This is a genomic window from Orbaceae bacterium lpD04 (assembly GCA_036251935.1).
In the GTDB taxonomy this organism is placed as follows: Bacteria; Pseudomonadota; Gammaproteobacteria; order Enterobacterales; family Orbaceae; genus Orbus; species Orbus wheelerorum.
This window is the reverse complement of record CP133967.1, coordinates 1402246-1425434: the sequence shown is the minus strand read 5'-3', so window position 1 is coordinate 1425434 and position 23189 is coordinate 1402246. Positions and strand designations below refer to the sequence as shown.

Below are 23189 nucleotides of genomic sequence, written 5' to 3'. Positions count from 1 at the left end.
ATCGTAGGTGAAAACTAATTATTCACCAAATCCAGTTGCAAAAAGCTCACGAATTTCATCGATTGCCGCTTGCTCATCTTCACCATCACAAATGATTTCAACAGTTGAACCGCCTTTAACACCAGCACCTAATAATGCCATCATGCTTTTCATTTTAATTGTTTTATCATTATAGATAAGTTCGATAGTACTTTTGTAACGGCCTGCTAATTTAACTAATGCAGTTACAGGGCGAGCATGAAGACCTGTGCTATTTTTTACTACCATTTGTTCTTTTAACATAATTAAAGTCCTTAGATTGCTTCAATAAAATTCAATTATTAATTTAAAAAATTACTCTATTTTGGCTTATTTATTTAGATTCGTCCAGAATAAAAACGCGGATCACAACTCTTAGTGTTATTTTCAATCAATAACGATTATTGGTTTTATACTATCATGATGACTATGCTGTCTATTGTTACATTAACACGATTAATTAGCGGTAATGAATTTTTCAATTTCATCAAGAAAAAGCTCACCATATTTTTCTAATTTTATTTTACCAACGCCAGTTATTCCTAATAATTCTCGTTTACTTTCAGGCTGAGTTTTTACCATTTCGAGTAATGATTCATCACTAAAAATAATATAAGGTGCAACATCATCCATATCGGCAATCTCTTTTCTTAGCCGTTTTAAATTATTAAATAAACTGCGCTCTTCGTAAGATAAAATCGTTGTTTGATTAATCGATCTGGCATAGCGGTTTTGCCGTGTTCTTTTTACTAATTCTAATCGAGGTTTAACGAGTGATAAGCTAATATCACCGCGTAATACATTACGAGCCTCTTCACTCAAAAATAAGGCTGAAAATGAAGTTGGATCTTGTTTCAAATACCCTAGGTGAATAAGCTGGCGTATAATACTCGTCCAATAGTCAGCCGAATGTTCTTTGCCAATGCCATACACAGATAATGTATTATGACCGTTTTCTTTAATCAAACTCCGATTTGAGCCTCGTAATACATCAACAATATACTGTGTACCGTAATTTTGACCTACACGATATACGCATGATAGAATTTTTTGTGCATCAACTAATCCGTTATAATGCTCTAACGGGTATAAACAAACGTCGCAGTTGTTACATTTTTCTACGCGGTGTTCTCCAAAATAGTTAAGTAATACAATTCGGCGGCATGTTTGCGCTTGGGTAAATGCAATCATCTCGCTAAGCTTATGTAGCTCAACTGATTTATGAAATCCTTCTTCTTTTTCAGCAATAACGGTTTGATACCAGTTAAAGTCACGTTCATTATTTAATAATATTGCTTCAGCGGGTAATCCATCACGGCCAGCTCGCCCGGTTTCTTGATAGTAGGCTTCAATCGTTCTTGGTGCATTAGCATGAATAACGAAGCGAACATTAGGTTTATTAATGCCCATACCAAACGCAACGGTTGCAACCATTATAGCAACGTCATCTTTTAAAAATCGCTCTTGCGCATTTGCTCGCTCTTGCGTAGTGAGTCCCGCATGATAAGCGGCAACGCTATAACCTCGATTAGCTAAACGTGAGGCCATATCATCAACCTTGGCCCGGCTTGAACAATAGATAATGCCACTATTACCTTTTTGGTTAGTAAGAAAGGAAGAGACTTGTTCTAAAGGATTAAGCCTTTCAACTACCGTGTAACGTATATTTGGTCGGTCAAAGCTAGTTAGTCGAACTTGTGGCTTATCAAGATTAAGTCGCTCAATAATATCTTTACGCGTAACGTCGTCAGCGGTAGCGGTTAACGCAATAATTGGCACCGCCGAAAATTTCGCTTTAAGCTGGCCAATTTGTAAGTATTCTGGCCTAAAATCATGACCCCACTGCGAAATACAGTGAGCTTCATCAATAGCTATCAATGATGGCGCAACGGATTTGAGCATATTGATAAATGTCGAAGTTGCCAATCGTTCAGGGGCAATATAGAGCAGTTTTATCTCGCCTTGGATATATAAATTAGCAACAAATTGCTGCTCTTGTGGTGACTGTGAACCGTTTAAATATGCTGCTTTTATGCCATAAGCCAGCAATTGATCGACTTGATCTTTCATTAACGCAATCAGAGGGGAAATAACAACTGTCGTACCCGGTAATATTAATGCCGGAATTTGATAACAAAGGGATTTTCCGCCGCCGGTTGGAATAATGACCACATTATCTTCACCACGAATCACTGATTCAATTATTGGTAACTGTTGATTTCGGAATGACTTGTATCCAAAAACAGAGTGAAGAATTTCGTTGGCTTGTTCTGCTATTGACATATTTACTCTAATTTTTATTTTCAAAAGGCTAGGTACGGTATGATATAACTGGCGATTGTATGATTTTATCACAAAATATGATTATGATGGCACTTTGCCACCATAATCATTGCTGTTTGGTAAATATAATTAGCCTAGTACAGAAAAGTGTTTAATTGAAAAAGCAATTCGCTCTTCAACCGTTTCTGTTTTATTGGCTTGTTTTAATTTAGCTATATGCGCCTCAACAACGCTAGCCCTTTTCGCTAAGCCGACATCATTTGCGATTTGAATATTTAATCCTGGCCGCGCATTAAGTTCTAAAATTAAGGGCCCTTTCGTCTCGTCTAAAACTAAATCGACACCAATATAGCCAAGATCAACTAATTCGTAACAACTTGTCGCTAGGTGAATAAACTTATCCCATAGTGGCAATTGAATATTACTGACCATATTATCGGTATCAGGGTGACGCACAATTTGTTCATTAAACCAAGATCCATTAAGTGTTGTTCCGGTTGCTAAATCAACGCCAACCCCTATCGCACCTTGGTGTAAATTAGCCTTTCCATTTGATTGTCGAGTGGGTAGCCTTAGCATCGCCATAATAGGATAACCTAATAATACAATGATTCGAATATCTGGCACACCTTCATAGCTAATACTCTTAAATATTGGATCAGGCTTTACGCGATATTCAATAATCGCACTATCACGCATACCACCTAACGAATAAAGCCCGGTAATGATATTTGATAATTGGTATTCGATTTCGCTATGTCGCATTAATTTGCCGGAAACCGTTTTATAGCGATCTTTATCATACCTATCTGCGATAACGATAATACCATCACCACCTGAACCTTGTGCTGGTTTAATTACAAAGTCGTCATGATTTTTAACAATCTCTTCAAATTCAGAAATATCGTGCTCAGTACGAATCACACCATATAATTCAGGCACACTTATTCCGGCAGCTATCGCACGCTGTTTTGTTAAAATTTTATCATCAACGAAGGGATAATTACGTCGATTATTGTATTTTAAGATGTAATCAGCATTACGCTGATTAATTCCCATTATGCCTTTTTCGTTTAGTTTTTTCCAAGTTTTAATCAATGAGATCATATTTATTGCTCACTATTTTAGCATTGCTTTAAAACGAAATAGCTCAAGTAATCGATAACCACGGTAACGCCCCATTGCGAGCATAAAGGCAATCAATAACAATAAAATAGCCGGGAAAGTAAAGACTAAATAAATCAGCGGTTGATATCCCATTACCATATAAGCAATTGAAGCGGTTATCAACGTGCCTATCGCAACTTTTAAGGCAAAATTAGCGCCTCGCTCTTCCCAAGTTATCGATAAGCGCTCTATGGTCATGGTTAAAATAACCATAGGGAAAAGTGATATCGATAATCCCTGTTCAAAGCCAAGTTTATGGCTAAATAAACCAACAAAAATGATTAATAGCACCACAAATGTTAATACTATTGATAATCTTGGTAACATTTGTAATTTTAAATGCTCTAAGTAAGAGCGCAGCAATAAACCAAAAAAGACAATAATAGAGAAGAAAACAACCCCAAATGCAAGGCCGGTTTCCCTAAAAGCTAACGCCACAAGGACGGGTGTAAATGTACCTAATGTATTTATACCAATCACATTGCGTAATAATAAAATAATTAATACCCCAAATGGGATCAGCAACATGATCTGATAAGCAAGTTGTGTTGAAATCGGTAATGTATAAAAAGAGTATTCAGTTAAGCTACTACCTTCTGCCGTTAATTTAGCTAAGTTAATGGCGGTTAATTCGCTCTTATCCAAACTAAAATTAACTCTAACTTTGCTGCCATTTTCAACATTAATGATATTACCACTACCAACCCACCATACTACTTGATCAGCGGGTAAACCAACACTGCCATTAATAGGATTAAAGTAATACCAACTACCATTGCCACCACTAACGATACTATCGCGGTTATCAACGCTTTTATTTGCCTCTATATAACTGCGGATCCATAGTGTTGGTGTTTGATTTGTTGATTGATTTAAGACTAAAGTATGTGCTTGTTGAATAGGTATATAAGCTTGAGATAAGATTAATTCAATCGCTTTTACTTTGTTTTCAAGTGAATTTTTATTATTTAAAAGTAACTGAACATCGCTATTTGTCGAATCATTTATGGTGTTGATAGTTGTGGTTATAAACGTTGAAACGTTAGCTGATTTGCTACGAATATCTTTAACTAATCGTTCGACGGCTTCTTTTTCAGGACCAGCAACGGCAATAGGTGCTCGCCATAAATCACCTTTTTCACTATTTTCAATTTCATCTGAAAAACGTTTCGTTAAATTTAATCGATAAAATAAGGTTTGCTGACCAGAGACTGACCGCGCCGACCATGTAACTAAACGATTAAATTTCTGACTAGTAATATTTTGCCCATAACCACTAGCTAAAAATAACTCATTAGACACGCTATAATCGCCACTTTTAGGCGGAATATAAAACTCAATATTCACCGGCTTATTACCACTAACTTCAAAGTTAATTTTGGCATCGATGGTCCAAAGATTATCGACTTCACTTTCAGTTAAGGGGGTTTTTAATACAAAAATTTGATAACCAATGATTGCAATACCAAGTGCAAACAAAATAATAATCGCAATTTTTAGGTGCATGGTTAAAGAGCGCATATAAATATTTACCTGTTTAGTCTTAAAGTTTACATTGAGTCGTTTTTGATTGGTATTTAACACTAGGATCAACAATAGCCTTAAATTGTACCAACGCAGAACTACCAAGCAAAAGAGGATAATTAAATCGAGAACGATCGGTCAAATTTACTTCAGTCGGATATAATGTGCCATCAAAGCAGATATTAATTACCACGACAGGACGCTTTGAATGAGAATTGTCTTCATCATCACGAAGATCATCACTTCGAGTTTTTATTTTACTATAACGGACAATTGGTTTTTCGATCGTTTTTGGTGCTTTACCTGCAATTTGTGGTTTAAAACGAACCCACTCTTTACCGTCTTTTTCAAAAAAGTGAATATCCGTTGCCCCAAAAGATGACGTTAAGGCGCCAGTATCTAATTTAGCTTTAATAACTTGGCTGCCGATTTCGGGTAATTGAACTTTTTCATACAGACCAAATATGTTTTTTGCTTGTGCATTTAACATGCCGATCACCAATAAAAATAACCCAGTAGAAAGAAAAATGCTAAGACGCATAATAAATAGTTCCAATTTTAATTATGGTTTAGATAAACCGCAATAACTTAGACAATAAAGGATCTAAATCGATAGCGCAATGAGAATAAAAATTAAGTCTTATCATTTAATCGTTAAATTAATTGTAAAAATGCACCGTATAAAATAAAACGAATTAATAAAATAGCAACATTATTTTTACGTTTTTTACATTTATTTTATTAACGACTAAAATCAATTATAACAAAGCCAAATTTGCTAATTTAATCACTAACCATTTAATACCTTCGTTGACAAATGCAATTTGTACTCGTCGATGTTCACCCTCACCATCAAGATTAATAATCGTGCCTTCACCAAAACGTTTGTGCACGACTTTACGGCCAAGAGTATAACCTTGATTCGTCGATTCACTCTTAATAAATGATGCTTTTCGTTCATCTATAAATTGTTTATTTTGTTCATTACCATTAAGCGCATCACCAGATGGTGATTTTGAAAAATTAGCACTACGGCGGTAGCTCAAATCTTGTAGCAACGCTTGCGGTAATTCAGCTAAAAACCTTGAAGGTAAATTGCGCTCTTCTTTACCGTATAAGCGGCGCAGTTCCGATAAACTTAAGGTTAAATGTTTTCTAGCTCTTGTAATACCAACATACGCAAGGCGGCGTTCTTCTTCCATTTTTTGTGGATCAGCAATTGAGCGCTGAGCTGGAAAAAGCCCTTCTTCTAAGCCAACAATAAATACATGATCAAACTCTAATCCTTTCGCTGAATGCAGCGTCATTAGCTGTACACTATCGGTATTCTTTTTATTTTCCTTGCCTTCCAAAGACGTATAGGACAGGAATAACTCTAACACATTTAATGTGCTAGCGTTTTGCACATCAACTAATTCGTCATCATTAAGCGATTTGCTAGTTTGTTTATCATGCTGCTGATAAAACTGCTCAGCGGCGCTGACTAATTCATCTAGATTTTCTAAACGTGATTGCCCTTTTATGCCCGCTTCTTGCTCATACATTTCATAAATACCCGAAACTTTAATGATCCGGTCAAGCTGCTGATAAAAAGGTAAAGCGGCAACGTCTTGATAAATTGATTGTATTAATTCAATAAACCGCGCTAAACCAGAACTTTGCCTTGGTGTGATAGCTTTCATGCTAATGGCTTGGATGATTGTCTGCCACATAGATTGGTTTTGTGTGCGAGCGAGCTGGCGAATTTTATTTAATGTTACCTCACCAATACCACGAGTTGGGGTATTAATCACTAATTCGAGTGCATTATCATTGTTATGATCATGTAATAAACGAAGATAAGCTAACGCTAATTTAACTTCTTGGCGCTCATAAAAGCGTATAGAACCATAAATTTGGTAAGCAATACCTGTTTGCAATAATGTATCTTCAAGTAAACGTGATTGGGCATTATTACGATACAATATTGCGCAATCTCGATACTTAACCTTATCATCATGTAATTTTTTTATTTGGCCGATAACAAAACGGGCTTCATCAATATCGTTAAAACCAACGTATACTGCGGTTTCCTCGCCAAGGTCACTTTGTGTCCATAAATTTTTACCGAGCCGGTTAGTATTGTTTGCGATAAGTGCATTAGCAAGTTGCAATATACTGCCTGTCGATCGGTAATTTTGCTCTAAACGAATGATTTCAGTATCTGCATAGTCATTAATAAATAGCTGTAAATTATCAGCATTAGCGCCGCGCCAACTATAAATTGATTGATCATCATCACCAACAATCATGACATTTGCGGTATGGCCCGATAAAATCTTGACGAGTTGGTATTGAATGTAGTTAGTATCTTGAAACTCATCGACTAAAATATTACTAAAACGTTGATGGCAATAAGTTAATGCTTCTTGGTTATTTTTTAATAATTCGTAGGTTCTTAAAATAATTTCCGAAAAATCGACATAACCGACACGATCACATATCGCTTGATAATCAATATAAATTTTCTGCCACATGGCGGTTTTAGGATCATCAATTGCAATATCTTTTGCTCTTAAACCGTGTTCTTTTTGGGTTGAAATAAAGCCAACACACTCTTTTGATGACCACTGTTTTTCATCGATTTTACGCTCTTTAAAAATACGTTTAATTAAGCGATTTTGATCATCGTTATCAATTAACTGAAAATTAGTCGGTAAGCCAGCTTGTTTTGCAAAAATACGGAGTAAGCGATGCGCAAGTCCATGAAATGTACCAACCCACATGCCGTTGAAATGCCCTTCACCAATTAATGCTTGAATTCGCTCTTGCATCTCGGCAGCGGCTTTGTTTGTGAATGTTACCGCAAAAATTGAGCCTGCTGGGTAGTGTTTTTCTAAACATAACCAAGCAATACGATGAACAAGTACTCGCGTTTTGCCGCTTCCAGCGCCAGCTAAAACTAGAGTATATTGACTGTCGGTACTAACTGCATTTTGCTGCTCTTGATTAAGATCAGCTAATAAAGATGATTTCATAGTTTCTACATTAATGTTGGTTTTATAAATTATTACCAGTAAATATAGATAATAATTCGTGTAAAGCTATCAAATATACCGCGATAATTAATGATAAATGTAAGCTAATCGTATGTTACTGTATTTTTATACATACATTATAACAAACTATTTAATTCTGACAATTGCTTGATTTCAATATGAGGTAATACTGTGGCTTCACTTTGATGGTAAATATCAGTGCCAAGGACATTGATCCAACATGCTTGCATACCGCTATTAATTGCCCCTTGCACATCGGCATGAAGATTATCACCAACATGTAATATATTTTCGCTAGGTAATGCAAGCTTATCAGCGGCCAAGTTAAATAGATCAGGAAATGGCTTTGAAGGCCCATTTGCACCGCCTCGCAAAGCAAATTTAAAATACGGCGTTAACCCAATTTTAGTAATATCGGCATTACCGTTAGTGATAACGGCTAAAGGAAATTTTTCGGCTAATGCGGCTAATGTGGCAAGTGACTGCTTTGGCACCACCACTTTATTACGCCAAAAGACAAAAGTATCCATCGCTTGATCGGTGATTTGGTTTATTTGTTGCTGCTTGTTAATACCTTTAAGATGTAAAAAGCGCCGAATTGATTCAGCACGCCACGTCAATACATCGTGATATATTTCCGGTTTATCAATGAGTAGATCTTGCTTAACTTGATTGAACTCGACAAGTTTTATCTGCTGTAATCCATCAACTTGCCTTAGTGCGTCCATCATTTTATCGATCGCTTTTTCAAGAAAAGGGGCATTATCGTAAAGTGTATCATCGAGATCAAACGTCAGGGCTTTAATGGGACTTAATGAACGATAAAAATGCATAACTATTTCCCCCTTTTTGCGCGAGGATGAGCTGAATCGTAAACATTAGCCAAGTGGCTAAAATCTAAATGCGTATAAACTTGCGTCGTTGATAAATCGGCATGACCAAGTAGTTCTTGCACCGCTCTTAAATCGCCGCTAGATTCTAACATATGCGTTGCAAAGGAGTGACGCAATTTATGCGGATGAATATGCACACTTAGCCCTTGCTTTATGCCCCACTGCGCAAAGCGTTTTTCAACATTTCGAGGTGAAATTCGTTTGCCTAATTTGGAAATAAAGAGTGCATCATCTTGTGGTGATAAAAAATCACGCATAGATAACCAATGACGTAACCATTTAATCGACTCTCGACCTAACGGCAATTTACGCTCTTTACTCCCTTTACCAATAACCCGGACTTCACCATCAATTAAATTCAAGGTTTTGCAGTTTAAATTAACCAGTTCCGATAAACGCAAGCCCGAGCCGTACATCACCTCTAACATCGTGCGATCCCTAACCGATAAAGGATCATTATATTTAATATCCATCAGTTGATTGATATCATCAACATTAATATTTTTAGGTAGATGTCGTCCCTGCTTAGGGTTTAAAACCCCTTTAGCGGGGTTGGCATTAAGCTGTTTTTGATTAACCATCCAGTTAAAAAAACTACGTAGCGACGATAAACGCAGTGCCAAACTACTCGCATTTAAACCTTCTCGCTTACTGCGTCCAATCATCAACCGCACTGCCGATGAATCAACATTTTGCCAGCACGAGATCTCAATTTCACTCGCGAGTTTAATTAAGGCATAAAGCTGACGACGATAATTGACTTGGGTGTTTAGGCTTAATTGCCTTTCAGATTTAAGATACAGCAAAAACTGCTCAATAGGTTGAGTCAGTAATTCGCTGTAGTTGAAATGTGTTTGCTGCGTACTCAAAATAACCCTTAACCCTTGTTGCAACTCGGTCAATTAACCTAATTGACGGACTTATTGTCGCTTATTATATACCTTAATGGGTTTTTTTATTAGTTTTTCACTATAATGATACCTTACAACAAAAAAATAACGAAAAGTCATTTTATTCATTGTGATTATTCAAATGTATTAGTTATAAGGCAAACATAAGTTAATTTTTGCGTATAACCCAGCGATTAATTAAAATGGGTAACATTTCACTGATTTTTTCTAGTAACAATGTCCCTTGCCCTGTTTGGTAATGATTAGGGTTTCGACTAGCAAAAACAAGCACACCTAAGTCGCCAAAGCGACCAAGCAATGATAAAGCGACTGAGCCAATATAGGTTTTTTCAGGAATTAACAAATTAAGTTCAGTATTATTTAATTGCCCTAAATATTGATAGTTGTACTGTAAGTGGCGGACACGAATAAAGTCAAATTTGTCTGTTGATAAAGCAAAATGGCGATAACTAGAGGGAATATTTAGCTGCCATTTGTTGTCAAAGAGGTAGAGATAAGCACCGACTAAACCTAACGATTTTGCCCATTGGTTTAGTTTAGCGAGTAAATCATTTAAATCACTGGCTAATAATAATTCATTTTGTAAGCGCATTAATGATTCAAATAATTGTTCATTACTGCATGCATGCTCCATTAATAGAGTAATTTCAGACTCTAACTGCCGTATTTTATTTCGTTGTCTGGCAAGTTGCCATTCAGATAGAGAGATTACTCCACGTACTGGATGAGGAATTTTCATCTCTTCTATCTGTTTGGCATGACGAATAAAAAAATCAGGATTTTGAATCAAATAATCACTAACTAATTCATCATTGAGTAATATTTTCTTAGTTTTGCTGTGTGCTATTGACTTTTTACGCGGTACGCTCGTTTTTTTGTTAGTGGATTGTACATTTTTAGGCGTTAAAGTCATTGTTAATTTCCTTACGAGTTATAATGAAATAAAACCATCATAAACATGAGTTGCACTACCGGTCATAAATAATGAAAAACAGTTACCTTGCCATTCAATCAGCAGCTCACCGCCGGGTAAATTGACTTTCACTTTTTCAGCTAATAATCCCTGACGGATCCCTACAGCAACAGCAGCGCATGCACCTGTACCACAGGCCTTAGTTTCCCCAGCTCCGCGCTCAAAAACACGCAAGCGAATATTATTACGATCGACAACTTGCATAAAACCAATATTTGCCTTTTCAGGAAATCGTTCATGGCTTTCAAGTAACGGGCCAAGTGTTGTTACATTAGCTGTCATAACATCATCAACTTGTATTACACAATGCGGATTTCCCATTGAGGCAACGCCACATAATATGGTCTGTTCTTGAACGCGAATAATATAGGTTTTTTCTTCTTTGATGGCTTTAAAAGGAACTTTGTTAGGCTCAAAACAGGGTTCACCCATATCAACTCTAACGGTGTCATTAGGGTTAATCGTTAAGATAATAATGCCTTTTTGAGTGCTTACTTTTAACACTCGTTTTTTGGTTAATCCTTTTAATATCACAAACCGAGCAAAGCAGCGTGCACCATTGCCGCATTGTTCAACTTCGCTGCCATCAGCATTAAAAATGCGGTAATGGAAATCAGTATCAGGGGAGTACGGTGGTTCAACAAGTAATAATTGGTCGAAACCAACACCGGTATGTCTATCGGCAAGCCGTCTTATGGTTTCTGGTGATAAATGAACATTTTGAGTAATGCTATCAATGACCATAAAATCATTACCTAACCCATGCATTTTGGAAAAATTCATTTTTCTGTCACTCGTGTATTCTAATGCATTATTTTTATTTATGAGGTTATTATAGCAGTGAGTAAGCGACGTGGCTATTGGTGCATGACTTTTATCATATTTTATTGAAAATAAGCTAAAGATACAAAAACAAAGGCGCTTTGATGCGCCTTTGTTTAGAGAAGATAAAGTAAGATAAATTAAATTATTTCACCTTGCCACAACATATCAAATGTTTCACGCTGACGAATTAAACGGTGCGTATTATCGTCAACCATAACTTCGGCAGGTCTTGGATGACTATTGTAATTTGATGCCATACTAAAACCATAAGCACCTGCACTACATACAACTAGTAGATCATCTTGCTGTGCAGCAAGTTCTCGCTCTTTACCTAAAACATCACTCGATTCACAAATTGGCCCCACAACATTATAACAGTAGCTTGGCTTATCTGGGCCTGCTTGCTCTGCCGGCAAAATGCGCATCCAAGCTTCGTATAATGCAGGGCGAATTAAATCGTTCATGCCAGCATCAACAATAGCAAAATGATTATCATCTTGATGTTTAATATATTCAACTTTAGTAATTAAGATACCCGAATTTGCCACAATAGAGCGACCCGGCTCAAATAGGATCTCAATATCAGGATAGTGAGTTAATTTTTTTAACAGTGCATTAACTAAATCTGACGATTTAGGCGGCACTTCATCATCATAACAAACACCAAGGCCACCACCAAAATCAATATGTTTAATTGTGATCCCGGCGGATTTTAATTCATCAACTAATGATAAAATGCGATCGGCTGCATCTAAAAAAGGGGATAATTCAGTCAGTTGTGAACCAATATGACAATCAATACCACAGATCTCAATATGCGATAATTTTGCTGCTTTTTTGTAAACATCAAGGCCAAGTTGATGGCTGATCCCAAATTTATTTTCACGCAGGCCAGTTGAAATATAAGGATGGGTTTTGGCATCAACATCAGGGTTAATACGTAATGAAATTGGCGCCACTTTATTTAATCGTTTAGCCACATCTTGAATACGGTAAAGTTCAGCTTCTGACTCAACGTTAAAGCATTTAATACCAACGTCTAAAGCACGTTCAATCTCAGTAGTTGATTTAGCTACCCCCGAAAAAACAATTTTTTTAGGATCCGCGCCGGCTTTAAGTGTACGCTCTAATTCACCTTGAGAAACAATATCAAAACCAGACCCTAATTTTACTAAAGCATTTAGGATCGCAAGATTACTGTTCGCTTTAATCGCATAACAAATTAAATGTTTGCGCCCTTTTAAGGCATTATCAAATTCAATCCATTGTGTTTCGATATAGTTTTGGCTATAAACGTAAAGTGGCGTACCATACTGCTTTGCAATATCAGCGATGGCATGACCATGGGCAAATAATTTGCCATTTTGATAATTTAAAAAATCCATTAAGCAACCCGATAAAATAAAGGAGAACTAAACATGAAGGTTGTCGTTTGTTTATCTGGTGCATAAAGTGGTCCTTTTAAACCACATGCGCTTAATAAACAACTCAGTAATAAAATTGATAGAAATATTCTCATCATAATATATCTTATATAAGTACCCTGTTAATAAACAGTATTGATTAATAATAATTAAAATAACTATTTGATGCGATAAAGCATATTTGACAGCTATTCTACTCTATTTTGAAAATGATTAGCTACTATTATGCAATTAGATTGTAAAAATAGTGATAAGTTCAAAATAATAATTAATTTATATTATATAAATACCACAAATAATATTATTATTTGATATAACAAAGCATTAAGATTTGAATTAATTTGCTTTTTTTACCAAAATAGCATCTTACAACAATATTTTAACGAAAATATCGAATATTTAATGATAAATATTATTTTTCACTTTGAATAATACCGAAATGACGATAAGCATGAGGCGTTGCAATTCGACCTCTTGGCGTACGTTGAATATAACCTTGCTGGATAAGAAATGGCTCAAGCACATCTTCAATCGTTTCACGCTCTTCACCAATTGCTGCGGCTAAATTATCTAAACCAACTGGCCCACCCATAAATTTTTCAATGATAGCAAGCAGTAATTTGCGATCCATAAAGTCAAATCCTTCGATGTCAACATCAAGCATATCTAATGCTTGTGTTGCAACAGCGGCATCAACAATGCCGTTAGATTTAACATCAGCATAATCGCGAACCCGGCGTAATAAGCGGTTAGCGATACGTGGCGTACCTCGTGAACGTTTTGCAATATGATGGGCACCTTCTGCTGATAGATCCATTCCCAAAAATTTAGCACTTCGACTAACGATGTATTCTAAATCCGCAACTTGATAAAACTCAAGCCGCTGCACAATACCGAAACGATCACGCAGTGGTGAGGTTAACGAACCCGCCCGAGTCGTTGCGCCAATTAAGGTAAATGGCGGTAAATCAATTTTAATTGAGCGAGCAGCTGGGCCTTCTCCAATCATAATATCCAATTGATAATCTTCCATTGCTGGATATAAAATTTCTTCAACAACTGGCGATAATCGATGGATCTCATCAATAAATAGTACGTCGTGGGGTTCAAGATTAGTTAACATAGCAGCTAAATCGCCAGCTTTTTCAAGCACAGGGCCTGATGTTGTTCTTAAATTCACATTGAGTTCATTGGCAACAATATTGGCAAGTGTTGTTTTACCAAGTCCTGGTGGCCCAAAAATAAGTAGATGATCAAGTGCATCACCGCGCTGCTTTGCTGCTTGAATAAAAATTTTCATCTGCTCGCGTACGTGCGGTTGACCAATGTATTCATCCAAACTTTTAGGTCTGATTGCACGATCGATGGTCTCTTCTTCTTTTTGTACAACTGGAGATATTAAACGATCTGCCTCAATCATAATATTTATATGCTCTTTAATGTTTTAGTATAAAATTTAATAGTTATAATGCCGATTTTAATGCTTCTTTAATCAGTGTTTCGCTATCCATATCAGGCCTAATCACTTTACTAATGATTCGACTCGCTTCTTGCGGTTTGTAGCCCAAAGCAACTAATGCTGAAATAGCTTCGCTTTCAATCTGACTTGATGAGCGCAGTGCTTGCACTGACTTATCTTTGCTATCATGGGGAATGGTTTGATTGAGAAGTTCGCCACCAAAATTCTTGAAGCGATCTTTCATTTCAACGACTAATCGCTCAGCGGTTTTTAAGCCAACACCGGGGAGTTTTACTAACGTTTTGATTTCACCTTGCTCAACTGCACCAACAAATTGCGTTGCTGACATACCTGATAATATTGCTAATGCAAGTTTTGGGCCTACGCCATTTACTTTAATTAACTCACGAAAAAGTAGCCTTTCTTGTTTATTATTAAAACCATAAAGTAGTTGTGCATCTTCCCGAACAACAAAATGGGTTAAAATAATCGCTTCTTGCCCGTTATCGGGTAGTTCATAAAAGCAAGTCATCGGCATCATAACTTCATAACCGATCCCATTCACCTCTATTAAGACTTCTGGGGGCTGTTTTTCAACAATAATACCTCGTAAACGACCAATCACATTCGATACCTTTTACCACTCTAAAATTGCACTTAGTTTACTTTAATATTGATAAAGAATAAAGAAAAACTGTATAAATAGACAGCTTTATATGATAAATAATTTTGTCGTTATAAAAAAAGGAACCCCGTAATATTTTATATTGCAGGGCTTGATCGATTAATGGGTTTTTGATATTTTCTTGAAGGTTAAATAAACTCTTAATTGTGCTGTAAAAAGTGCTAAGTACATAGCAAGCTCGCCCAATTCTTCCATTATTTGAATTTGCCCTTCTGTATAATCGCTGACAAATGGCAGGGATAAATGCATATGTTCCTCTGCGGCTGTTGATATTATTGCCCCTAGCGCTGCAAATCCAAACTCAATTAAAGGAAACTGCTTTTCTCGCCATAATAAAATTATAGTACGATACTGCTTTGTAATTAAAAAGACTAGTGCTATCGCACCTAATAGTAACCATAGTAGTGGATGGATGATAGGTTTATACCATAATAATGAAGATGGGTATTTGCCACCGGTTTCGGGATCGATTATTGTTGGAGGATATAAACACGCTCCCCAGCTCAATTCTCGCCAAAACATAATAAACCATATGGCAATAATCATGCTCCAAAACCAACGAAGATCGCTATTTTTTTCAATGTAGAGTGCATAGCTTGCAAATAAAAAACCGATAAAACAAAGTATCAGTTGAGTATTTTCAATTATACCATTTTCCCATCCCCACTGAACGGGGAAATACCACGCAACAGGATAAAGTGATAGGTAAATTAGGATGGTGAGTATTCTTAATCGTTTTACATTTTTATTAGCTATAAACATCGCTTCCCTCTTTATTATGCCTGTTATGGCAGTATTTTGATTGAAATTTCGCCCACTAATACATTGATTTGATTATAGTAATAAATAACTTTAATTAACAATGAATATTAAAAATATATTTTTATATTTACTCAAATTATTTATAATTTTTTATTAGATTTTGATAACTGTGCGCATGAGTAATCGCAATAGCCAAAGCATCAGCCGCATCAGCTTGCGGACTTGCTGGTAACTTAAGTAGCATTTTTACCATATGTTGAACTTGCTTTTTATCAGCGGCGCCAGTACCAACAACCGATTGTTTAACTAATCTTGCTGCGTACTCAAATACCGGTAAATCACAATTTACCGCCGCAACAATTGCAGCGCCTCGGGCTTGACCTAATTTAAGAGCGGAATCGGCATTTTTAGCCATAAAAACTTGTTCTATCGCAAACATATCTGGTTGAAATTGTAATATTATTTCACTTACACCAGCATAAATACGCTTTAAGCGAGTTGGCATATCATCAGCAGAAGTGCGAATACAGCCACTACCAAGATATGTTAATTGACGTCCAACTTGACGGATCACTCCGTAACCCGTCAAGCGAGAACCAGGGTCAATGCCTAGAATAATAGACATTATAGTGTCGCTGCAACCTCATCAGACACTTCACCATTATGGTAAACTTCTTGTACATCATCACAATCTTCAAGCATATCAATCAAGCGTACCAGTTTTGGGGCTGATTCGATATCAAGGTCGATTTTAGTTGCCGGGATCATTGAAACTTCAGCCGACTCAGAAACTAAACCTGCCTCGTCTAATGCATCTTTCACTTCACCAAATGATTCAGGTGATGTAAATACATCAATTGCACTATCATCATAAGTCACAACATCATCAGCGCCAGCTTCAAGTGCAGCGTTCATCACGTGATCTTCATCGGTTCCAGCGGGATATGAAATCACACCTTTTTTAGTAAATAGATAAGAAACCGAACCATCAGTCCCTAAATTACCCCCCGTTTTGGTAAAAGCATGGCGAACTTCAGATACTGTTCTGTTACGATTGTCACTTAAACATTCAACCATAACAGCAGTGCCCGCGGGGCCATAACCTTCATAAATGATAGTTTCCATGTTGCTATCATCTTCACCACCCACACCACGCGCAATTGCACGGTTCATGGTATCTCGAGTCATATTATTCGATAATGCTTTATCCATTGCTGCACGTAAACGTGGATTTGACGCTGGATCGCCACCGCCGATTTTTGCAGCCGTTACTAACTCACGAATAATTTTTGTAAAAATTTTACCGCGCTTTGCATCTTGCGCCGCTTTACGGTGTTTGGTATTGGCCCACTTACTATGACCTGCCATAATAATCTCCAGATATAATTGCTTTTATAAAAATCGGTGTTATTTTAGCAGAGATTTTTTGAAAATTCATTATAAAGTCAAAATATCTATCATGCTAAAATGGTCTACTTAGTTACCTACAATTAATCATAGGTTATATTGAATATCATTTTCGCATCAACTACGCCTGGCGTTATACTACTGCCATACCGATAATAACGCGCGATGTAATTCGGGCTTACAAAATAAACCGTTTCCGATGTTGCCAAAGAGCCAACAATATATTTTTTTTCAAACTCTAGCGGCTTTTTTTGACTATCTAACACTTGAATACCAACGCCCTGCGCGCCGCTTGAATCTGCATCATTAGCAAGTACACCATCCGCATTAGAGAGATTAGTCGGAATTGTTCCAGAAAAAGCCATTGATATATTGTCAAAACCCGAATTTACCGATGAACCACCACTGCACTTTAATTCGATTTTGAAATTTGTGTCGCCAGCGGTTGAACCAACCGTGGTTAGTTTTGTATTATTTATCGGCTCTAAATAAACATTTTGCTGAGCGCCGCTTACGACCGAGCAAGATGGCGAAACAATTTTTGTGCCATTCGCACTCATATACGTTGTTAAACCTGATGCAGCAAGCCCGCCACCTTCAGGCCCATAAGTAGTGTAATTACCACTTGATAAGACGCCAGAGCCTACTGCTTCAGCTGTTTTGTACAATTTGACGTAAAAATTACCTGAAGGTAAATAAATATTATTCGTCGTTTTTGCTGCATACATGTAGGGATAAGTACTGTTATTCCTTATCAACTGTATGCCAACACCTGGGATATTTGTTTGATAGATTTGATTATTATTAGTGGTAAATAGCGCAGTATTAACGGCGGCTTCCAAATAATCACCTTTGTTGCAATAAAATAAAATTTGTGTTTCACCATATGGAAAAGTTTGCTGCGCTATAATATCACCAACGTTTAAATTAGGATTAACAACGACAATGCCCATATCTAAATACAATACAATTCCTGGATTATCAAGTCTAGTACATACGGCATAACTTTGAGTAATAAAAAATAAATTTAGCAATAAAAAAAATTTTATCAATTTTTTCATAAACATACCTTATCTTTCTCGTTTATATAATGTAATCAAAATAAGTATTTTCTTTTAACACATTTAATCATTCCGCTTATTACCAATAAACGATCACCAGTTTGACAAATAATGCTAACAGGTTAATTTTTTGGTGGTAATATTTAACTCAAGTATTAATTTTTCCCTTTTACCTTAACAATATTAAATACTGCTGTAATATAACTGAATTATAAATCTTACTATGATTAATAATTAATCATACGTCATATTAAAGACCATTTGAGCTTCGACAGTACCGGGCGTTATGGTAGTACCATATCGGTAATAACGTGCGGTATAGTTAGAGGTTAAAAAATAGCTGTCTTGCGGCGTTGCTAATGAGCCCACGATATATTTGTTATCAAATTCAATCGCTTTTTTATTGCTATCTAACACTTGAATACCGATCCCTTGAGCACCATTAGAACTCACATTATTAACAAGCACACCGTCAGCATTCGATAAATTAGATGGGATCGTACCTGAAAAAGCCATAGAAATATTATCATAACCAACATTAAGTGAAGCGCCACCACTGCATTTTAATTGTATGGTAAAATTGGTATCCCCAACAGTCGCACCAACAGTTTTAAGTTTTGTATAACTGACCGGATCTAAATATACATTTTGCTGCGCACCACTAACAACGGTGCAAGAAGGTGCAACAATAGTTGTACCATTAGCACTCATGTAAGTTGTTAACCCTGAGGCAGTGATCCCACCGCCTAGCGGCCCATAGGTAGTGTAATTACCACTAGTTAAAGGACCTGAACCAACTACCTCATTAGTTTTAAATAACTTAACAATAAAATTACCTGCAGCCATATAAATGCTATTGGTACTTGCTGGTTTATAAATATAGGGATAGAGGTTTTTATCACTATTTCTTGATAACTGTATCCCGATACCAGGTATGTTTGTTTGATAAATTTTATTGCTATTATTAGTAGTAAATCCGATGTTAATCGCTCCTTCTAAAGTATCACCAGCATTACAATAAAATAAAGTTTGTGTTTGACCAAATGGAAAAGATTGCTGCACTATCATATCACCAACATTTAAATTAGGACTAACAACGACAGTCCCCATATCTAGATATAATGTAACGCCTGGATTACCTAATCTTGAACAAGCCGCGTAACTTTGAGTAATAAAAAATAAATTTAAAATTAAAAAAAATCCTACTCTTAGTTTCATAAACATACCCTATCTTTTTCGTTACTTTCATTTAGTAAAAATGAGCATTTCCCTTTGCGCCCTTCAACGATTGCTTCAGTTGCTTTGTCGTCGTAAATAAACACTTGACCACCTTGCCCAACTACGCCAATCGATTCATTATTTTGATTTACTACATTTTGCCCAAATACCAGCGGTTTCCCTTCGTTATTAACAACATTATAGACTCTCGTTTTTTCTATTTTGGTATCAAACTTAACTTTGGTAATGGTTCCTTCATAAGGTACTACCTGCATAGACGTATTATCGAAAGTAACATCTTCATTGCTCCCCTTAGGATCAATTGATATAGTATTTAGTCGGTAAGGCCTGACATAAGAAGCGATTGCATAGCCATTACTATCGATATTGGTTCCTAAAGACCCCGGAATGGTTGCACCCTTAGCATCTTTAGCTTCAATTAGTGTCATTGTATTTGAAGTATTTGGCGTAAATGTTACCCCCCCACCATGCATAATAAATGATCCATTCGCACCAACGCCAAATTGTCTATAGTGATTACCTTGACTAAAATTAGCACTCAGATTAGAGACTGAGGAACGATAATTAGTATTCAAAGCAACACTTTGATTACCGCCAGTCCCAACTGAACTGCTAACGCCATAAGTCGCCAAACCATCGTTATCTAACGTACCACTTAAACCAACTTGAGTTGAACCAAAATGGGAGTTATTAAATAAGGTACTCGATGTTGCTGTCGTTCTTCTATCTATCGAACCTAATGGATAATTAAAACCAATTGAGAAACGATTGTCAGCATTATTATCAGAATAAACTCGAGTAAAAGTTAGCGAATACGATAAGTTACCAAAATGGTTATTGTACGTCTGTTGAATTTGCTTTCTTGTTTTGGAATCACCCCAATAATTATAGATTTGCCCCGTTAAATAAAAACTACCATAACCAGATGGTAGGTTTTGATTAATGGTCATATTAATTACATTTTTACGAGTTAATAAATTATTTTTAATTCGTCGTTTATAGTCATCAATAAAATAAAGGGCTTCATTGGTATCTAAGTAATCTTTAGAACTTGAATGTGACGCACTGATAATTAAATTTGTATTTGTGTCAGTGAATTGCTGATTAAATGATAGGCGATAATTATAACCGCTTCGAGAAACGTCATCAAAAGAAGTCTTTGCATAAGTAATATCAAATCCTAACGCACCAATGCCAGTATTAAGCCCTGTACCAAGTAAATACGCTTGATAATCATTAAATAAAGTCGCACCTGAATATAAGGTTAATGTATTATTGAGTCCATGTTGAATACTTGCTTGTAAAATATTAGGTTTATTAGTTAAATTTTCCACATCGGCCTTACCAATAGCAACTTGATAATGAGTGAAGCCAGGCCTTGATAATTGAGAAATTGAAGCATAAGGAACAACAAATTTATTTTCACTACCATCGGCTTCTTTAACTGTCACGTCTAAATCGCCACCAAAACCTATTGATGAAATGTCTTTGATACTAAATGGGCCTGGTGATACCGATGTTTGATAAATTATATTACCATTTTGCCGCACAGTAACTAAAGCATTACTCATCGCAAGTCCATTAATATCAGGAGCATAAGATGACATACCATCAGGATACATGTTGTCATTAGTCGATAATTTAGCACCCTTTAATTTCACACTATCAAATAATGAACTTTCCGTATAAAACTGACCTAAAACAAAATTTGATCTAATCGATGCAATTGAACGTTGTACATAGGTTTGATTACTGTCCCATTTTAATTTATCGGTATTTTGCCAAATAAAATTGCCAGAATTTTTTAATAGCCACCCATTAAATGACACGCCACTATCTAAATTTAGGTAAAAAGATTTTGTATCTTGTGCATTATTACCAGAATAATGGCTATCATAATAATTACTAATATAACTCACATTGATTGCTGGAATGCCTGTATCCCAAAACTCAGCAGGGACATAACCTACAGAATGAGATAAAACATAAATTTGAGGCATTGAAATCAATAACTTTAAAGATGATGGTTCAAAAACATCTTTAATATTATCGCTGTTATTCCATGTTGAAAGTTCACCACAAAATGAGGGGTCACTGCTGAGTTTACTATTTAATTCACGGGCATTAATACCGAAGTCATTTAGCATCTTGGCAGTATAGCAAACGCCTAATACGCCACTTTGTTGCTTAGTAATATTTAAATCATAACGGCCACGCCATTGATCATTGGTATATACATCTACCGAGTAAATACCTTCATCGATAGATGCTTTATTAAAACGTTTTAGATCAATATTATCCGTCGAACCAGCAAGAAAGCCCTTATTGAATTCATAATCTTGAGGAATGTCAGCTATAGCAGAACGAGTAAAACAAGCAAATACTGTAAATAAAAAAATTTTCGTTTTCAATTTTTCTGACTTTAACATGTTCTACTGTTCCCATAAGGTTATAGACTATATTTACTTTATTTTAATACTACTTTTTACATCAGCACCATAATCATTAAACGTATTAACTGTAACAAGTTGACCTGGTTTTAATGCTTTTTTAACTGTTAATGTTTCAGCTGAAAATGGCGCTACCATTACTGTTTTAGTATTTAATGGCGTTTTATCATCGAGTGCAATTTTAGTTACGGTAACATAAAAAGGCGACTTATTATCAATAGTTAATTGATTGCCTTTAGCTTCAAAAGATAATTGCTTAATTGCTGTTTCTGGATTGCCAAGCCCAACAGGTCGATATATAAATTTAAAACGCGAGCGAATGGCTAGTTGTAAAACATTTTGATCTTTACCCTCTTTTTTAGATAAAGACGGAATATCAAGAATATTTAACCACCATAAACTTTCCCGGTCGGTAGGAATGGCTTGTTTATCCATCAATTTGATACGTAAAACTTGCCCGCCTTTTGCCTCAATGCGAGAAATGGGTGGCGTGATTTGAAATGGCGTTTTTATCGTATCGGGGGATTCATTTGGATCACCATTATCTAGCCATGCCTGCGCAATTGCGGGGCGGTCAGCAGAGTTAGTCATCTGAACCGTAATTTCTTTTTCATTACTAGGGTAAATAAAACGTGTTCCATTCACAATGATATTATTTGCAAATGAACAAAAACTAAAAATTAAGCTAAAAAAAAGTATCGTTATTTTCATGACATCTCCCATAAGAAAAACGATAATTTTTAGTATTATCGTCTTATTACATTAATAAATAGAACGATTATCCGTAATAGCTCAAATATAATCTTACTGCTTAGCAATTTACCGCATATTTTTCAGATTAAATTTGTTTAAACTTTACTCGTCCTTGAGTAGATGGTCATCCAACAATATTGCTATCAATGTTTAATGGTAGCAAACGTTACTCTAATAGGTTCCTTTATTATTGTAATAATTCAACTATTTGTCTAGAACTGTTTACACTTAGTTTATATCTGAATAGAATTTTTAAGGAATATCTCTATATAAAACGCAGTTAAAATCATTTTATAAAAATGTTGATAAATTTGTAA

Annotated in this window: 21 protein-coding genes; all 21 read right to left on the bottom strand. The window is 35.9% G+C overall.

Annotated elements, in window-relative coordinates:
- Positions 1-18: 18 nt before the first annotated feature.
- The 21 genes from RHO14_06520 to RHO14_06420 all read right to left on the bottom strand — a co-directional run bounded on the left by RHO14_06520 (position 19) and on the right by RHO14_06420 (position 22830).
- Positions 19-282 carry an HPr family phosphocarrier protein gene (locus tag RHO14_06520; GenBank protein ID WVD72455.1) on the bottom strand — a complete coding sequence of 88 codons (264 nt, stop codon included), beginning with the start codon at positions 280-282 and terminating at the stop codon, positions 19-21.
- A gap of 192 nt (positions 283-474) precedes the next feature.
- Positions 475-2301, bottom strand: a complete 1827-nt coding sequence (gene recQ, locus RHO14_06515) for a DNA helicase RecQ (GenBank protein WVD72454.1) — start codon at positions 2299-2301, stop codon at positions 475-477.
- A gap of 129 nt (positions 2302-2430) precedes the next feature.
- A complete protein-coding gene (locus RHO14_06510; protein WVD72453.1) occupies positions 2431-3408 on the bottom strand; it encodes an alpha-L-glutamate ligase-like protein in 978 nt (325 codons plus the stop codon).
- Between the two features lie 12 nt (positions 3409-3420).
- Entirely contained in the window at positions 3421-4989 is a 1569-nt protein-coding gene (locus RHO14_06505) for a UUP1 family membrane protein (protein ID WVD72452.1), read from the bottom strand.
- A gap of 22 nt (positions 4990-5011) precedes the next feature.
- Entirely contained in the window at positions 5012-5533 is a 522-nt protein-coding gene (locus tag RHO14_06500) for an ATP-dependent zinc protease (GenBank protein WVD72451.1), read from the bottom strand.
- Between the two features lie 217 nt (positions 5534-5750).
- Entirely contained in the window at positions 5751-8009 is a 2259-nt protein-coding gene (uvrD, locus tag RHO14_06495; GenBank protein WVD72450.1) for a DNA helicase II, read from the bottom strand.
- Between the two features lie 137 nt (positions 8010-8146).
- Positions 8147-8863, bottom strand: coding sequence for a 5-amino-6-(5-phospho-D-ribitylamino)uracil phosphatase YigB (yigB, locus tag RHO14_06490; protein ID WVD72449.1), 717 nt, complete (start codon positions 8861-8863; stop codon positions 8147-8149).
- Between the two features lie 2 nt (positions 8864-8865).
- The gene (gene xerC, locus RHO14_06485) at positions 8866-9753 is read right to left on the bottom strand and encodes a tyrosine recombinase XerC (GenBank protein ID WVD72498.1); all 888 of its coding nucleotides are present in this window, start codon (positions 9751-9753) and stop codon (positions 8866-8868) included.
- Positions 9754-9982: 229 nt separating this feature from the next.
- Positions 9983-10747: a DUF484 domain-containing protein gene (locus RHO14_06480; GenBank protein WVD72448.1), complete on the bottom strand. Its 765-nt coding sequence runs from the start codon at positions 10745-10747 to the stop codon at positions 9983-9985.
- An 18-nt stretch (positions 10748-10765) separates the two neighbouring features.
- Complete coding sequence (gene dapF / locus RHO14_06475) at positions 10766-11590, bottom strand: diaminopimelate epimerase (protein ID WVD72447.1); 825 nt, start codon at positions 11588-11590, stop codon at positions 10766-10768.
- Between the two features lie 179 nt (positions 11591-11769).
- Positions 11770-13017, bottom strand: coding sequence for a diaminopimelate decarboxylase (lysA, locus tag RHO14_06470; GenBank protein ID WVD72446.1), 1248 nt, complete (start codon positions 13015-13017; stop codon positions 11770-11772).
- Complete coding sequence (locus RHO14_06465; GenBank protein ID WVD72445.1) at positions 13017-13154, bottom strand: lipoprotein; 138 nt, start codon at positions 13152-13154, stop codon at positions 13017-13019. The genes lysA and RHO14_06465 overlap by 1 nt, the downstream gene beginning before the upstream one ends.
- Before the next feature lie 314 nt (positions 13155-13468).
- Positions 13469-14476: a Holliday junction branch migration DNA helicase RuvB gene (gene ruvB, locus RHO14_06460; GenBank protein ID WVD72444.1), complete on the bottom strand. Its 1008-nt coding sequence runs from the start codon at positions 14474-14476 to the stop codon at positions 13469-13471.
- Positions 14477-14519: 43 nt separating this feature from the next.
- On the bottom strand, positions 14520-15140 hold the full coding sequence (gene ruvA / locus RHO14_06455) for a Holliday junction branch migration protein RuvA (GenBank protein WVD72443.1): 621 nt from the start codon (positions 15138-15140) through the stop codon (positions 14520-14522).
- 159 nt (positions 15141-15299) lie between these two features.
- Entirely contained in the window at positions 15300-15962 is a 663-nt protein-coding gene (locus RHO14_06450; GenBank protein ID WVD72442.1) for a hypothetical protein, read from the bottom strand.
- Between the two features lie 136 nt (positions 15963-16098).
- Complete coding sequence (gene ruvC / locus RHO14_06445; protein ID WVD72441.1) at positions 16099-16587, bottom strand: crossover junction endodeoxyribonuclease RuvC; 489 nt, start codon at positions 16585-16587, stop codon at positions 16099-16101.
- Complete coding sequence (locus RHO14_06440; protein ID WVD72440.1) at positions 16587-17330, bottom strand: YebC/PmpR family DNA-binding transcriptional regulator; 744 nt, start codon at positions 17328-17330, stop codon at positions 16587-16589. Before RHO14_06440 ends, ruvC begins: the two co-directional genes overlap by 1 nt.
- Positions 17331-17452: 122 nt before the next feature.
- Entirely contained in the window at positions 17453-18430 is a 978-nt protein-coding gene (locus RHO14_06435; GenBank protein WVD72439.1) for a fimbrial protein, read from the bottom strand.
- 234 nt (positions 18431-18664) lie between these two features.
- Positions 18665-19648, bottom strand: coding sequence for a fimbrial protein (locus RHO14_06430; GenBank protein ID WVD72438.1), 984 nt, complete (start codon positions 19646-19648; stop codon positions 18665-18667).
- Entirely contained in the window at positions 19645-22098 is a 2454-nt protein-coding gene (locus RHO14_06425; GenBank protein WVD72437.1) for a fimbria/pilus outer membrane usher protein, read from the bottom strand. The genes RHO14_06430 and RHO14_06425 overlap by 4 nt, the downstream gene beginning before the upstream one ends.
- Positions 22099-22131: 33 nt before the next feature.
- A complete protein-coding gene (locus tag RHO14_06420; GenBank protein ID WVD72436.1) occupies positions 22132-22830 on the bottom strand; it encodes a molecular chaperone in 699 nt (232 codons plus the stop codon).
- Between the last annotated feature and the right edge of the window lie 359 nt (positions 22831-23189).